This is a genomic window from Acinetobacter sp. YH12138, from assembly GCF_015218525.1.
Lineage (GTDB): Bacteria > Pseudomonadota > Gammaproteobacteria > Pseudomonadales > Moraxellaceae > Acinetobacter > Acinetobacter amyesii.
Window position 1 is genome coordinate 462,976 of sequence record NZ_CP048670.1, and the last position, 15,825, is coordinate 478,800.

At 40.3% G+C, this 15,825-nt stretch carries 12 protein-coding genes; 4 read left to right on the forward strand and 8 right to left on the reverse strand.

Annotated elements, in window-relative coordinates; translation table 11 throughout:
• Positions 1-27: 27 nt before the first annotated feature.
• From G0029_RS02240 to G0029_RS02275, 8 genes are all read right to left on the reverse strand, one after another.
• Positions 28-618 carry a tetratricopeptide repeat protein gene (locus tag G0029_RS02240; protein WP_078189669.1) on the reverse strand — a complete coding sequence of 197 codons (591 nt, stop codon included), beginning with the start codon at positions 616-618 and terminating at the stop codon, positions 28-30.
• Positions 615-1,208, reverse strand: a complete 594-nt coding sequence (gene metW, locus G0029_RS02245) for a methionine biosynthesis protein MetW (protein WP_067763682.1) — start codon at positions 1,206-1,208, stop codon at positions 615-617. The genes G0029_RS02240 and metW overlap by 4 nt, the downstream gene beginning before the upstream one ends.
• On the reverse strand, positions 1,208-2,368 hold the full coding sequence (gene metX / locus G0029_RS02250; RefSeq protein WP_078192713.1) for a homoserine O-succinyltransferase MetX: 1,161 nt from the start codon (positions 2,366-2,368) through the stop codon (positions 1,208-1,210). Before metX ends, metW begins: the two co-directional genes overlap by 1 nt.
• Positions 2,369-2,472: 104 nt before the next feature.
• Positions 2,473-4,170 carry a 2-isopropylmalate synthase gene (gene leuA, locus G0029_RS02255; RefSeq protein WP_180106291.1) on the reverse strand — a complete coding sequence of 566 codons (1,698 nt, stop codon included), beginning with the start codon at positions 4,168-4,170 and terminating at the stop codon, positions 2,473-2,475.
• A 263-nt stretch (positions 4,171-4,433) separates the two neighbouring features.
• The gene (locus G0029_RS02260) at positions 4,434-5,540 is read right to left on the reverse strand and encodes an alpha-hydroxy acid oxidase (RefSeq protein WP_180106421.1); all 1,107 of its coding nucleotides are present in this window, start codon (positions 5,538-5,540) and stop codon (positions 4,434-4,436) included.
• 33 nt (positions 5,541-5,573) lie between these two features.
• Positions 5,574-6,257, reverse strand: a complete 684-nt coding sequence (locus G0029_RS02265) for a Fe2+-dependent dioxygenase (protein WP_180106293.1) — start codon at positions 6,255-6,257, stop codon at positions 5,574-5,576.
• Positions 6,258-6,367: 110 nt separating this feature from the next.
• The gene (locus G0029_RS02270; RefSeq protein WP_180106295.1) at positions 6,368-8,620 is read right to left on the reverse strand and encodes a TonB-dependent receptor; all 2,253 of its coding nucleotides are present in this window, start codon (positions 8,618-8,620) and stop codon (positions 6,368-6,370) included.
• Between the two features lie 315 nt (positions 8,621-8,935).
• Positions 8,936-11,110, reverse strand: coding sequence for a TonB-dependent receptor domain-containing protein (locus G0029_RS02275; protein ID WP_180106297.1), 2,175 nt, complete (start codon positions 11,108-11,110; stop codon positions 8,936-8,938).
• A 273-nt stretch (positions 11,111-11,383) separates the two neighbouring features.
• On the opposite strand from G0029_RS02275, the gene tig reads away from it, so the two are divergent.
• The 4 genes from tig (at position 11,384) to G0029_RS02295 (ending at position 15,732) form a co-directional block, all read left to right on the forward strand.
• Entirely contained in the window at positions 11,384-12,715 is a 1,332-nt protein-coding gene (tig, locus tag G0029_RS02280; protein ID WP_078192708.1) for a trigger factor, read from the forward strand.
• A 194-nt stretch (positions 12,716-12,909) separates the two neighbouring features.
• Positions 12,910-13,515 (forward strand): ATP-dependent Clp endopeptidase proteolytic subunit ClpP, encoded by a 606-nt coding sequence (clpP, locus tag G0029_RS02285; protein WP_078192707.1) that lies wholly within the window; start codon positions 12,910-12,912, stop codon positions 13,513-13,515.
• Positions 13,516-13,544: 29 nt separating this feature from the next.
• The gene (clpX, locus tag G0029_RS02290) at positions 13,545-14,855 is read left to right on the forward strand and encodes an ATP-dependent protease ATP-binding subunit ClpX (RefSeq protein ID WP_078189661.1); all 1,311 of its coding nucleotides are present in this window, start codon (positions 13,545-13,547) and stop codon (positions 14,853-14,855) included.
• Between the two features lie 163 nt (positions 14,856-15,018).
• Complete coding sequence (locus G0029_RS02295) at positions 15,019-15,732, forward strand: DUF2846 domain-containing protein (protein WP_180106299.1); 714 nt, start codon at positions 15,019-15,021, stop codon at positions 15,730-15,732.
• The last annotated feature ends 93 nt before the right edge of the window (positions 15,733-15,825 follow it).

Here is a 15,825-nt window from a genome sequence, read left to right on the forward strand (position 1 = left end):
CGAAGGTGCTTTTTAAGATTCAAAAACTTATTGTGCTTGAATCCATTTGTCTGCACGGTCACGTGCTTGACGAATTTGGTCTTGGCTTAAGTTGGCTGCCAATGCCGTTTTCTTACCTTCAGACAAGCTAATCACTTTGTTGTCGAGCATGCCATCACGGGTAGAAAGCTCATACCATTGGTATGCACCCATGTAGTTTTTCTTTTGCTCTTCCATCATGGCTAAGTTAAAGCTTGCGCGGTTATCACCACGGCTGGCTGCTTTTTCGAAATATTGACGAGCAAGCGCTTCATCTTTTTTAGTCCCAATGCCATCTGCAAGCATACGACCTACATTAAGCTGTGCTGCAGATAAACCTTGATCAGCAGCAGCCTTATACCATGCAAAAGCTTGACGTTCATCTTTGGCAACGTCTTTACCTTGTTGATATTTAGTGCCTAAGTAAAACTGAGCACCGGGCTGACCTGCTTTAGCAGCTTTACTTAAGCTGTGAATATCCATAATTGAATATTGAGCAGCTTGGCTAGAAACTGAAGATGATGGAGCAACATAATCCGCATGGGCTTGTATGCTAAAAAGTCCAATCAGTAGCGTCGTGCTTAATAATAATTTTTTCATAGAGCGCTCACTCGATAAATTGCGACTTCACCAAATAGATTTGGAAGACGTTTACTGAGTAAACTGTCTTGTTGATCCCCATTCACGGCAAGTCGGTTAATAATCCGGATGTTATTTTCAGCACACAGCGCTTCAAAATCACGGAAAGTACATAAATGAATATTGGGCGTGTTATACCACATATAGGGTAACGCGTCTGAAACGGGCATCATTCCTTTTAATGCAAGGAAAGAACGAGTCTTCCAATGTGCAAAGTTTGGAAAGGTAATAATAGCCTGTTTCCCCACACGCACCATGTCTCTTAAGAGAACGTCTGGTGCATCTACAGCTTGCAAGGCTTGTGCCATAACCACATAGTCAAAAGACTGGTCGGCAAAGCGACTTAAACCTAAGTTCAAGTCCTGTTGGATGATATTTAACCCGCGACTGACTGCAATTGCAATCTTTTCTTGATCAATTTCTAAGCCATATGCACGAATATTGTGCTTTTTGCTCATATGTGCAAGCAGTTCACCGTCACCACACCCTAAATCGAGTACGCTTGAATCTGGTTTAATCCAACGTTCAGCCAGTTGATGATCAATACGCATTAGTTGGTCTCCTTCGGTGTTTCTTGCAGGTGTTTTACACCGCCTAGGAATGCACGTAAGCTTTTCACATATAACGGAATCGGGAACAAGAAAGAGTCATGGCCTTGTTCAGCATCAATATCCACATAGCTCACAGGCTTATGATTGCTAATTAATGCATCTACAATTTCTTGCGAACGAGCAGGGGCAAAACGCCAGTCCGTTGTAAACGAAACAACTAAAAATTGACACTTGGTTTTAGACATCGCGGTTTTTAATGATTGCTCATATTCACGTGATGGATCGAAATAATCTAAAGCCTTGGTCATGATCAAATAGGTATTGGCATCAAAGTTACGGCTAAATTGCTCACCTTGATAACGCAAATAACTTTCGACTTGGAATTCGACGTCAAAGCCATACATAAATTTACCTGACTTTAAGTCACGGCCAAATTTTTGTTTCATGGCTTCTTCAGAGAGGTAAGTGATATGACCGACCATACGGGCCAAGATCAAACCTCGCTTAGGATAACTATCATTTTCTAAATAGCGACCATCATGGAAATCAGGGTCAGACAAAATCGACTGACGCGCCACTTCGTTAAAGGCAATGTTTTGCGCAGACAGTTTTGGTGTACTCGCAATAATCACGCACTTTTGTAAACGATCTGGATAGTCCACAGACCATTGTAGAGCTTGCATGCCCCCTAAAGAGCCGCCAATCACCGCATACCACTGCTGAATTTCTAAACGATCAGACAACATGGCTTGGGTTTTGACCCAGTCACGGACAGTCACTAATGGGAAATCAGGACCATAAGGACGATTGTCATTTTCAGGATTTGGAGAGGTCGGTCCAGTAGAACCGCTACAGCCGCCAATATTATTTAGTGCTACGACAAAGAATTTTGACGTATCAATGGCTTTGCCTGGTCCAATACATGCGTCCCACCAACCCGGCTTACGGTCATCTTCATGATGATAACCTGCTGCATGGTGATGGCCTGACAGAGCATGACAAATCAAAATGGCATTGGATTTGTCCGCATTCAGTTCGCCATAAGTTTCAACCATGAGCTCAAAACGTGGGAGTATGCGATCGCATTCGAGCTCTAACGGCTCTTCAAAAATAAACTTTTGTGGGGTAACTAAGCCCACTGAGTCAGCTGGAAAAGACACAGGAATAATTCGCCTTAAATCTTTAGTATGAATAATAAAAGGATACCACTTGAGGGTATCCTTCTAAAGTCATTTTATTGCTATTTGATATTTAAAGCATTGAATTAGACTGCAGCAGCAATCACTTGTTCAGTACTTAAAACACCTTGTTCAATTAAACGGTTAGTGCTGGCAATAATCGCTTCGATGGATGCAGTCACGATGTTGTCATGTACACCTGCGCCGAATGCAGACTTGCCTGTGCCTTTCACTTGAAGCTCAATCAACGCCAAGGCTTTGGCATGCGCGCCTGAACTGATGCTGCGTTCTTCATAGTTTAAAACATCAATCGGCAACTGCAAGGCATTTAAGATAGCAGAGATTGGGCCGTTGCCTTCACCGCGCAATTGCTGGATCTCACCGTTCACTTCGACATCAAGCTCAATGACTTGTTTGCCATTTTCATCATGTAAGCGGTAGTTTTTCGCCGCATAATGCGTGTCTTTGGCCGCTACATAAGTGTCCTTAAATAAAGACCAGATTGCTTGCGCAGAAATTTCGGTACCGTCTTCATCTGTTTTTTGCTGTACGATTTGTGAGAATTCAATTTGAATACGGCGAGGCAAAACCACGTTGTAATTTGATTCTAACAAGTACGCAATACCGCCTTTACCAGACTGTGAGTTGACACGAATCACGGCATCATAGTCGCGGCCCAAATCTTTCGGGTCGATTGGCAAATAAGGCATATCCCACATTTCTTCGTTCTTTTGGAACTCGAAACCTTTTTTAATGGCATCTTGGTGTGAACCAGAGAACGCGGTGAAGACCAAATCACCAGCATACGGATGACGAGGGTGTACCGGTAAGCCTGTGCATTCTTCAATGATTGAAATGATTTCGTTAATGTTTGAGAAATCTAAGTTTGGCGCAACACCTTGGGTATACATGTTCAATGCAATCGCTGCAACGTCCACGTTACCTGTACGTTCACCGTTACCAAACACACAACCTTCGACACGGTCAGCACCAGCCATAATCGCCAACTCAGAAGCGGCGATACCACAGCCACGGTCGTTATGACAGTGTACAGAAATAATCACACCGTCACGGCGTTGAATATTACGGTGCATCCATTCCACTTGGTCGGCATAGACGTTCGGACCTGAAACTTCAACCGTTGCAGGCAAGTTTAAAATCACTTTGTTCTCTGGAGATGCTTCCCAAATTTCAGTGACCGCATCACAAACATCTTTAGCAACTTCTAATTCTGTTGCAGTAAAACACTCTGGACTGTATTGGAATACAAATTCAGTTTCAGGTTGTTTTGCAGCGTATTCTTTGACTTTCATTGCGGCGTTAATTGCTAATTGTTTTGCACCAGCAACATCAACATTCAACACTTTATTGCGGAAAGTTGGAGAGTTTGAGTTGTAGATATGCACGATGGCACGTTTCGCACCTTGTAATGATTCAAATGTACGTTGAATCAAATGATCACGTGCTTGAACCAAAACTTCGATGTACACATCATCAGGAATATGGCCGCCTTCGATCAACAAACGCGTGAAATCAAAGTCGATTTGTGATGCAGAAGGGAAGCCGATTTCAATGTGTTTGAAACCAATTTTCACAAGCATTTGGAACATTTTGAACTTTTGTTCAATGTTCATTGGCTCGAAGATCGCTTGGTTACCGTCACGAAGGTCGGTACTCATCCAGATCGGCGCTTTATTGATTTCGTTATTTGGCCATTGACGGTCTGGTAAGTCTACACGTTGGTACATGCGACGGTATTTTTTGCTTGGATCTGCCAACATCATGTGAAAACTCCTTATAGCACCGTGGATAAATGTCGTGGATAAACGGCAAGGTACTACTTATATAGATTGTGTCTATTCTAGCAATTTACAAGTTTAATATCGGAGTCTTTAGTCGAAAGTCGAAATAAATCTGTAAAGATTCACATGACTTAGCTTTACCGTAAGCTCGTAAATGTATAACTAGATATTAGTCCATATATTCCGGAAATAATTTCCTTTTTTTGCGTCAAGATGCCATTACTGGAAAATATTTTTCTATAAAATTAGCTTTTTTGAAAAATATAATCTTTATTGATCTCATCGACGGTGGCTGTTCCCATCAATGCCATCGTAATCTCAAATTCTTCTTTCAGTATTTTGAGTACATGGGCAACGCCTAAAGCCCCCGCAGTCGCTAAACCATAAATGCAAGGACGTCCAACTAATACGGCAGATGCACCCAAGGCTATCGCTTTAAACACATCTGAACCTCGACGAATACCACCATCATATAAAACTGGAAAATCCGTAGGCACAACTTTTTTAATCAGTTCTAAAGCGGTGAGAGGGGAAATGCAACTATCCAATACGCGCCCTCCATGATTCGACACAATAATGCCTTGCACACCGTGTTGCAGGGCAAGTTCAGCATCATGTGGATTGACAATGCCTTTTAAAATAATCGGTAATGAGGTGTTTTGACTGAGCCAAAGGATATCCGCCCATGTTGGTGCGATTTTCATCAGACCGTTAAATACGGGATGGTCGCCATCATTGAGCTCAGGCAATGGGATATGTGCAGGGGTATGCGGATGTTGCATGCCTTCAGGCAAATGGAAAAACACTCGACGTTCACGGTCACGAATCCCTGTATGCGGGGAATCAATGGTTACTACAATCGCTGTGTAAGCATGTTCTTCTGCCATCTTGACCAGTGATAATGACTTTTCGCGCTCACCTTGCCAATACAATTGGAACCATTTGTACGGATTGTCCTGCTTTAACTCACGCATATCTGTATTGGTAAACGTACTGAGGATCATATTGCTGCCAAGGACTTCGGCAGCGAGGGCTGTTGCAGCTTCAGCATCAGGATGAAATTGTTGTTGATGACCTATCGGGGCTACAAAAATAGGATGCGGGAAACGTTGCCCTAAGATTTCGATTTGGGTATGACCTTGGGTTAGATCTTTCAGCATACGTGGTAGCAGTTGTATCTGTTCAAACTGAGACAAATTGCCACGGACACTGTGTTCATCCATCGAGCCGCCTTGCAAGTACTGCCACACCATGTTGGAAAGGTGTTTTTCAGCCTCGACTTCATAATCTGCAATGGTTTGCAAATGAGCTGGAATCTGAGTGAGTGGCGCTAAAATGTTGTGATCAGTCATTGTCAGTTTGTCCATGTCTATTGACCTTGAGCTTTAAATTTCGGCCCATTTGCGGATAAGGTTGTGATACAGACTAGTCAACTTGACGACTTCACTATGTGCGTCACCCAATTGCATACGCAAATTTTGAATGCTTTGATCGAGATTAAATAACATGTGACGCTCAGCATCTTCACGGATCATACTTTGCAACCAAAAAAATGATGCAATACGACAGCCTGCAGTCACAGGAGTAACTTCATGCACACTGGTAGATGGATACAAAATCAAATCTCCGGCAGGCAATTTCACTTCGTGGTAGCCATAGGTGTCTTCTACCACAAGTTCACCGCCTTCATATTCTTCGGGTTCACTTAGAAAAATCGTGCAGGACAAATCGGTACGAATTTTTTGATTGCTGTCGGGCATCCAACGAATGGCATTGTCGACATGGAAACCAAACGTTTCACCATTTTCATAGCGGTTAAAATAGGGCGGCAAAATATTGAGGGGGAGAGCCGCTGATGTAAAAAGCGCGTGTTGTGCCAATTCATGCAAAATGATATCGCCCAAATGCTGGGTGAGCGGATGTTCAACATCGAGTTGCTGATTATTTTTTACATTTTTAGACAGTGAGCCCGTAGTTTTTTGACCATTAGTCCATTCTACTTTTTGCATTTCTGTGCGGAAGTAGTTGACCTGTTCTTTACTCAATACATTTGGAATATGGTGAATCACGGTCTGACCTTTTGAAATGTAATGTTTGTGTTTCGATCATATACAAAAATAGCCTCGAAGCGAGGCTATTTGAGTCAATACCATAAATTACTTATGGTATTTATTTTTTCTTAGTATTTGAAGTTAACAGATAGAACTGCGCTGCGACCTTCTGCTTCAGTGGCATAGTGAGATGCGTAGGCTTTAGTGAAATAACGTTTGTCAGAAAGGTTATTTACATTCAACTGTAAATCCACATTTTTGTTAACGGTATAACGCGCCATAGCATCGTAGCGTACATAAGATGGAGCCCATTTGATGTTTGCAACATCACCATAAACTTTGTCTGAATATACTGCACCACCACCCAAAGTTAATTGCGGCAATATCTTATAGGTAGTCCATAATGTTGCTGCTTGTTTAGGTACATTAGGCATTTGGTTGCCATTATAAATGGCATTATCTGTACAAGTTGCTGTTGAACCTGAACCACGGCATGATTTACCATTTTTTGTTAATTCACTATTAAGATAAGTATAACCTGCCGAAATATCCCATTTATCGGTAATTTGACCATTTAATCCTAATTCAACACCATCAACTTTACTTTCACCTACATTCGCATAAGTTGTTGGGTCAAGTTGTACACGAGTATTTTGTTTTTCAGTACGGAAAATCGCTGCTGTTAAATTCAAACGATCATTTAACAAGTCCCACTTAGTACCCAACTCGTAAGTTTGCGCTTCTTCAGGATCGATCATTTGGTTATTAGCATTTATGGTTTCGCTGTTATCTCCCCAACCAGCATTTAAGCCAACAGGACTGGCAGAGGTAGCATAACTTGCATAAATTGAACCATTTTCAACAGGTTTAAAGGTTATACCTGATTGATATGTAAAGAAGTCTGAATCATTGTTAGCTGTATATGCAGCAGCTGAAGATGTAGCACGAAAGTTTTGTTCAGCTTCAAACTTGTCCCAACGCACACCAAGATCAAGTAACCATTGTGGTGTGATTTCAATGCTGTCTAATAAATATACAGAAGTGCTTTCAACCGTGGCATCAAAGTCTTGGCGGGCTTCTAAACGGTCTAAAAATGGTTTTTGAGTTGGATTGTTTAGAGAAGTACACCAATTGCTTGAAAGGTCTTTACAGTCGCTGTAAAACCCCGTTGAGGAAACTTTGCCATCTTTACTGTTAATGATGTTATAACCACCTTTGTCAGTTTCTTGCTTGCTATATTCAGCACCGACATTAAAACTGTGATTAATGGCATCTGTAGCGAATTTACCTGTCAATGCTAATTGATTTGTAAAGGTATCGCTATCTGTGATGGCAGAGTTTTGACGATGCCATACTTTGCCATTGGCTACATTGCCTTTAGAGTCATCAGGGTTTGTCCAAACATAATCATTTTTAGATTTGCTGTACATTGCAGTGTTTGTGAGGGTTAAGTTGTCAGTTAAATCATGTTCTAACTTGATTGTTCCTGCTTGGTTTTCTTGTTTTTGGAAGTCACGATCTTTCCAACCATAATAAACGCCTTGTTTTACTTCCGCAGGTTTACCCTGTGGTTTACTTAAACCAGCATCCCAATATGGAACACCTGAATCTGGAGTGTCATCCGATTTTAAATAGTAATAACTTAAAGTTGCACGAGTAGGGGTGTCTAAGCCAAAAGTAATACTAGGGGCAATACCTGCACGTTTGTATTCAGCACCGTCAGCTTGACCTGCTTTCTCATTCATGTGTCCCATAACGGCAACACGTGCAGCAATCCCATTACCAAAATCTTTGTTGCCATCAAGCGTCACACGTGCGTAAGCATCTGTACCGCCAGCAACAGTACCTTCTAAAAAGTCACCTTTTTTAGCCACTTTAGAAATCATGTTGATGCTACCGCCAACAGTACCTGCACCACCCATAGCAGAAGCAGAACCTTTGGTGACTTCAACTTGTTCTATGGCAAACATTTCACGGTTTTGTGAGGTTGAATTACGAATACCATCTAAATACATTGAGCTTTCAGAGCTGTAGCCACGGATAAATGGACGGTCGCCATTTGGGTTGCCGCCTTCACCAGCACCGAGGGTAATACCAGGTACTGTACGTAAAGCATCACTTAAAGTTGTGACTTGCGTGTCTTCAATCAGTTGCTTAGAAATCACTGATACAGATTTTGGTGTATCAAGAAGGGGAGCAACAAATTTAGCATTCGCAGATTTATCAACTTTTAAGCTTGGTGCCTTTTCAGCAACAACTTCTTGGTTAATCGTTGGAAGTTGAGTAACTTGCTCTTGCGCGACTGCATTAACGGCAATAACAGAAAGAGAAGAAGCAATTGCTGAAGAAACAATTTTCTTACGTGTTTTAATGAAGGCCATTTCGAACCCGATTTGGAATAGTGAATTTGTATGCGAATAATAATGATTCTTATTTGTTCTTACATCTTTGTGTAATTGTAAATCACGATAAATAATCATATTGTGATAGTAGTATTTAATGTAATGATATAACAAGTATTAATTAAGACTATGTTTTATTTAAATATTGATAAAATATATTGTTTTTTTATGTTTAATTGAGATTATAAATATAGACATGATTGTGAATTAAATAAGCATAAATCGTAATTGTTAATGCAAAAAAAAACCTGCCGAAACAGGTTTTTTAGTTTTGTCTTTTATAAGTACTAAAAGTTAGAAATCATAAGAAATGGATAACCAGTAGTTACGACCAGCTAAGTAAGTTCCAGCCATTGAAGAACCTATAGTCATGTAGTCATAGTAAGATGTCTCTACACCTTGGCTATTGATATAAGTTCCATTGCTTGTGAAGTCTTTATCTAATAAGTTATTTATAGAACCATTAATACGAATATTGTCGTTAAGGCTATAACTTGTACCGAGGTTAAATAAATTATACCCCTTCAACTTATTGCCAGTTGCAGCATAAATGATGCCAGCATCACCAGCAGTTTGGACTGTACTATAACGTTTACGATCAGATTTATACTCATGCTGTAACCAAACATCGAGTGAAGGATTAATATGCCAAGTAGATGTCATATTAAAAGCATTTTTGGGTACGTTATTTAGGTACGAGCCTTTATTTTCACCTTTTGTGATCTCACTTTCCATATAGGTATATGCAGCTTTAATATCCCATTCAGGGATAATGCTGTATTTCAAGCTAACTTCAACGCCCTTAGTTTCTGCTTCATTGGCATTAATACTTTGTGAAAAACTATCTTGAGTAATATGGGAACCATAGCTCACACAACCTGCTTGGTTTGGATTTGTTTCAGAGTAACAGTTCCAAAGGTCAGCTCCATCAGTTATCAGATCTTCAATTTTATTAAAGAATGCCGTTGTGGTTAAGTCAAAGCTACCTTTGTTATAATTAAAGCCTAATTCATAGTTGGTGGATTCTTCAGGTTTAAGATTAGGAGAGCCGACACCAAAAGTTGCACCTTGACCACTAACACTAATCACGCCATTGTGTAATGCTTTTGCAGAAGGTGCTTTGTAACCCGTACTTACACCACCTTTCAGTGTTAGATTTTCATTAGTATTCCAAACTAAATATGCTCGTGGGCTGAAGTGACCACCAAAACCTGAATGATCTTCATAACGCCCACCTAAAGTTAAAGCAACTGAATCTAAAAGGCGCCATTCATCTTCAGCGTAGAAAGATAATGAGTCTTTTTTGAATTTTGAACCCACGCCTGCAATATCGTCAGCAATTTCTGCTTCTTTATATTCGGCACCTACTGTGATTTTATGATCTGCAATAGGCATGACGATATGTGTATCAGCAACAAAGTCAGTGTTTTCTAATGTACGATCTGTACCTGCAAATGCATTTAATGGGAATGTGTTTCGTGGAATAGTACGGCCTACGGTTTCAGTAGTTGTATGGCTTACGTAAGATGACCATTTACCAAAATCATAGTTACCCTCATGTCCAGCAGAAATTTGATCACGGTTAAATTCTAGTTCGTCTTTATAACCATTAGCACGGCTCGGTGTGTCTTGAGTGCCCAGTCGATTATCATCATTTTTATAGTTTTGACTTGAATGGAAGCCATCTAACCAGAAACTATTTTTATCATCTAAGTTAAAGGATAATTTACCACCAAAATCAAAATTATCTGCTTCACTTGGGCGTGGGTCACGGCCAGATGTACCTGGAATACGTTCAGATTTTTGACGGTCTAAATAAGAACCACGTAGCTGCATCCCTAAGCGTTCGCTTATAAGAGGGCCATTTAAAACAAAACTGGTTTTTGCTGAGTCGGCTTCCCCATTATGTTCCATGAGGTTACCACTCACAGTAACATTACCAGTCCATGTATCAGACACTTTTTTAGTAATAATGTTGATTACACCACCCATTGCCTCTGAGCCATAGCGAGTAGCCATAGGACCACGAATGACCTCAATACGCTCAATTGCAGCAAGGGGTGGTAAGTAACCATTTGATGATTCACCGAAACCATTTGGAGTTACGTCAGAAGATGTTGTTTGGCGACGTCCATCAATTAAAACCAAACTATAGTCATTACCTAGACCACGCATTTTAACGTTTAAGCCGGATGTTTTACCAATACCGTCACGAATATCAATGCCCGGAATGTCAGCTAGTAAATCTGCAATAGTAGAAGCATTTTTCTTTTCTATGTCTGCTTTTGTAACAACACTGATTGAAGCAGGAGCATTCTTGATCTTTTGTTCATAACCAGCTGCAGAAACAACAATGGTCTCCATCTGTTGAGCTTGAGATTCAGCCGTTTCAGCATGTGTGAAACTCGCAGTGGTTACAATTGCCCCAAATAAAGCAGCGGAAAGAGGGTTGAGATTAAATTTACTCATAAAAGAATTCCAAATATGGATGAGATAAATATATGAAAATAAATTAAAAAAAATATCATTAAGAATAATAGTGAGAAAGTTTCTCATTTTCAATAGTGAATTAAAAAATAATCAATATTTCTTCTAAAAAAGCTGAAAAATTCTAAAAATAAGAAGGGCATCCATGCCTGAATTTATAGTGTTATAATCCATTTTTGTATATCTTTAATTGTTGTCATATAATGTGGCACTTTTTTTTAAAACTGTTTTAACTAACAAATTATCGAGGAAGCCATGCAAGTAACTTCTGAAGCGGTTTCGGGCGTTGCCCGTCGTTTAAATGTATCTGTACCGACGAGCCGTATTAACGAGCAGTTTGAAGCTCGCTTGAAACGCACTGCCAAAACTGTGAAGATCAACGGCTTCCGTCCAGGTAAAGTACCTGTAAACGTTGTTCGTCGTGAATACGGTGCTGGTATCTATCAAGAAGTTGTAAACGACATCATTCGTGACACAGTATTCGAAGCGATCCAACAAGAAAAAATCAATGCTGTTGGTATGCCAAACATTGAAAAAACTGAAATGAAAGATGATGCTTTAGTTTATGAAGCAACTGTAGAAGTTTATCCAGAAGTTGAAGTTAAGTTCGAAGGTCTAGAAGTTGAACGTAAAACAACTTCAGTTGACGACAAAGACGTTGAGAAGATGATTGAAAATCTTCAAAAACAACGCGCTTCATGGGTTGAAACTAAAGGCATGGCTAAAAAAGACATGCAAGTAACGTTCGACTTTGAAGGTACTGTTGATGGCGAGAAGTTTGAAGGCGGCGCTGCTGAAGACTTTAAACTCGTTCTTGGTTCTGGTCGTATGATCCCTGGCTTCGAAGACGGCATCGTTGGTATGAAGAAAGGCGAAGAGAAAGTTATCGATGTAACTTTCCCTGAAGACTACCAAGCTGAAAACCTTGCTGGTAAAGCTGCTCAATTCAAAATCACTGTTAAGCTTGTTGAAAAACAAAAACTTCCAGAAGTTGATGCTGAATTCTTAAAAATCTTCGGTCTAACTGAAGAAGAAGGCGTTGAAAAGCTGAAAGCTGACGTGCGTAAAAACATGGAACGTGAAGTGAAAAACGGTCTTCGTAACCAAGTGAAAGGTGCAACTTTTGATGCGCTTGTAGCTGCAAACGAAGTAGAACTTCCAGAAGCAATGGTTGCTCAAGAAATTGACCGTCAACGTCAACAAATGATCCAACAATTCACTCAACAGTTTGGTGCTCAAGGCGCTAAAGCGTTTGATTCAAGCATGCTTCCAGATGACCTATTCAAAGAGCAAGCTGAAAAATCAGTTAAACTTGGCGTATTGGTCAGCAAAGTATTAGCTGATGCTAAAATTGAAGTTGATGCTGCACGTGTTGATGCTTACATCGAAGACATGGCTTCTTCTTACGAAGATCCTAAAGAAGTAATTGAATACTTCAACAACGATAAACAGCAACGTGCTCAAATCGAAGCTGTTATTCTAGAAGACCAAGTTGTCGATCACATCTTAGCTTCTGCTAAAGTAACTGATACAACTGTGAGCTATGAAGACTTATTGAAAGAGCAACAAGCTCGTCAACAAGGCTAATTTCTAGCTTTCAAAAAAAGGCGCATTAAGCGCCTTTTTTTATCGAAATTTGCCCCCAAATAAGTTGTCCTGATTTCACAATGCTTATGAAAAAAATATCTGTTATTTAATTGGGAATCTTTTGCAATTTCGACAAATATCCCTCATATTGTGAATTATGGGTTGAGTCAGAAAAATTTAGGAATAAATAACGTATGTATGTTCCAACAATTGAAAACGCACTAGTGCCAATGGTGGTAGAACAGTCATCTCGTGGCGAGCGTTCTTTTGATATTTATTCACGCCTTTTGCGTGAACGTGTGATTTTTTTAACCGGTGAAGTTGAAGACAACATGGCAAATTTGATTGTTGCCCAAATGTTGTTCTTAGAAGCAGAAAACCCAGATAAAGATATTCATTTATATATCAACTCACCAGGCGGTTCGGTTACTGCAGGTATGGCGATTTACGATACCATGCAATTTATTAAACCTGATGTTGTGACTTACTGCATGGGGCAAGCAGCATCGATGGGTGCATTCCTGCTTAATGCCGGTGCTAAAGGCAAACGTTACTGTCTTGAAAATGCCCGTGTCATGATTCACCAACCACTCGGTGGTTTCCGTGGTCAGGCATCTGACATTGAAATTCATGCACGTGAAATTCTATTCATCAAAGAACGTTTAAATCGTTTAATGGCAGAGCATAGTGGTCAAGATTACGAAACTGTTGCTCGAGATACTGACCGTGACAACTTTATGACAGCGCAAGCTGCGAAAGAATACGGTCTTGTGGACGAAGTTTTATCTAAACGCCCATAAGTTTTAAAGAATTAATTATTGGAGTGAATATGTCCGAACATCCTCAAGGACAAAAGCATTGTTCATTTTGCGGTAAAACGCAGTCTGAAGTCGGGAAACTGATTGCAGGTGAGGACGCGTACATCTGTAATGAGTGTGTGGACGTATGTCTTGACCTAGTTCAGACCAGTCAGCAAGTTGAATCAAATGACTGGGCAACTCGTCCTTTACCAAAACCGCATGAAATCCGTGCTGCGCTTGACCAATATGTGATTGGTCAAGATGTTGCGAAAAAGACCCTCTCTGTTGCGGTATACAACCATTATAAACGCCTAAAAGTTGGCACCAGTGGTAAAAAACCAGAAGACGGTGTAGAGATTTCGAAAAGTAACATCATGTTGGTTGGACCAACAGGTTCAGGTAAAACACTGCTTGCTCAGACACTTGCGCGTCTTTTAGATGTGCCATTTGCGATGGCAGATGCAACGACTTTAACTGAAGCCGGTTATGTGGGTGAAGACGTTGAGAACATTGTTCAAAAACTCCTTCAAAAAGCCGATTACGATGTAGAAAAAGCACAAAAAGGCATTATCTATATCGATGAAATCGACAAAATTACCCGCAAGTCTGAAAACCCATCGATTACTCGTGATGTATCGGGTGAGGGTGTTCAGCAAGCGTTATTGAAAATGATCGAAGGTACGGTTGCGTCAATTCCGCCTCAAGGTGGTCGTAAGCATCCGCAGCAAGAATTTATTCAAATTGATACTTCAAACATCCTGTTTATCTGTGGTGGCGCATTCTCTGGCTTGGAGAAAATCGTACAGCAGCGTCAGGAAAAAGGAGGTATTGGCTTTACAGCTGAAGTGCGTAAGAAAGATGAAACTAAAAAATTATCTGACTTATTCCGTCAAGTTGAAGCGACAGATTTGGTTAAATTCGGTCTGATTCCTGAATTTATTGGTCGTTTGCCAGTCATTGCAACCTTGGAAGAACTCGACGAAGAAGCATTGATGCAGATTCTGACTGAACCAAAAAATGCATTGACACGTCAATACCAATATTTATTTGAAATGGAAAATGTTGACCTTGTATTTGAAGACTCAGCATTACGTGCCGTGGCTAAAAAAGCCCTTGACCGTAATACGGGTGCGCGTGGTCTACGTTCGATTTTAGAAAATTCATTGCTTGAAACGATGTATGATCTACCAAGTCGTTCAGATGTGGGTACGGTTGTCGTCAATGAAGCGGTGATTAATGGGGAAGCGGAACCTGAATTTAAATCAGAACGTCAACCAAAGAAAACTGAAGAAGCTGCGCCGAAGTCAGATTTAAAAGTTGTGAACTCTAAATCTGCTTAAGCGCTATTCGTCTGAAACGTGTGTAAATCCAAGATTTGCACACGTTTTTTATTTCCAAAAATAAAAGCAGAATGTTAATCTCAGCAGGATGGCGTGGATGCCTGAATGTAAAAAACTGAAAACAAAAGTGTAAAAATAAAAAAAGACGCAGTGAGGGATAATCATGCGTGGAGTTGCAATTCTACTTTTAAGCAGTGTAGCGCTGCTGGGTTGTCATGGAAAATCAGCCATTGAGCAAACGTCATTGGCTTCGACATTAAAGCCTGTGGATCCTGAAAGTACACCGGGCCATATTGAACAATATCGATTGGGTATGTTTACCATTGGTGGTTGGGTCAATCAGAAACAAGGCCGACATTTTCAAGAAGTGAAAGCTCAGCATGATCAAGCAGCGATTGTGTATTTATATCGTCCAGACAGTAAATGGAACCGTCAAGAAATTGTGGCCAGCAGCTTATTTCTGAACAGTGAGCGTATTCCAAGTTTATTGAATAATCATTATTACTGGGTGGAGTTACCGGCGGGGAATTACCGCTTATCATCGAGTCGCCCTTTGGGGGTGAATCATTTTCAAAAACCTAAATATTTAGACTTTGATGTTGAAGCAGGTCAAACTTACTTCATTAAATATGATGAAGAGAATTTATCCAGTAAAAGAACGGTTTCAGGGCCATTGCTGCTCATGCCTGAAAAAATTGGTCGAAATGAAATCGCATTTACAGAGTTGAAATCCAACAGTTTTAACTTTGTGGCAGAAGATCAAAACTCTGGAAAAGTACGGAAAAGTGCTCAGAAGTTGAAGGCACCTCATTATGATCCTGCGGAAGATGTGCAGTTGACCAAGCCTTTTAAACTGTGGAATCCATTAACTTGGTAATGTAATTAGCTCGTGTTTTTTAGTGTAGGAAAATATTAAATAGAGAATGTCATTCGGCAAACAGCCTAAATATTGACATTAAAAAAAGCACCC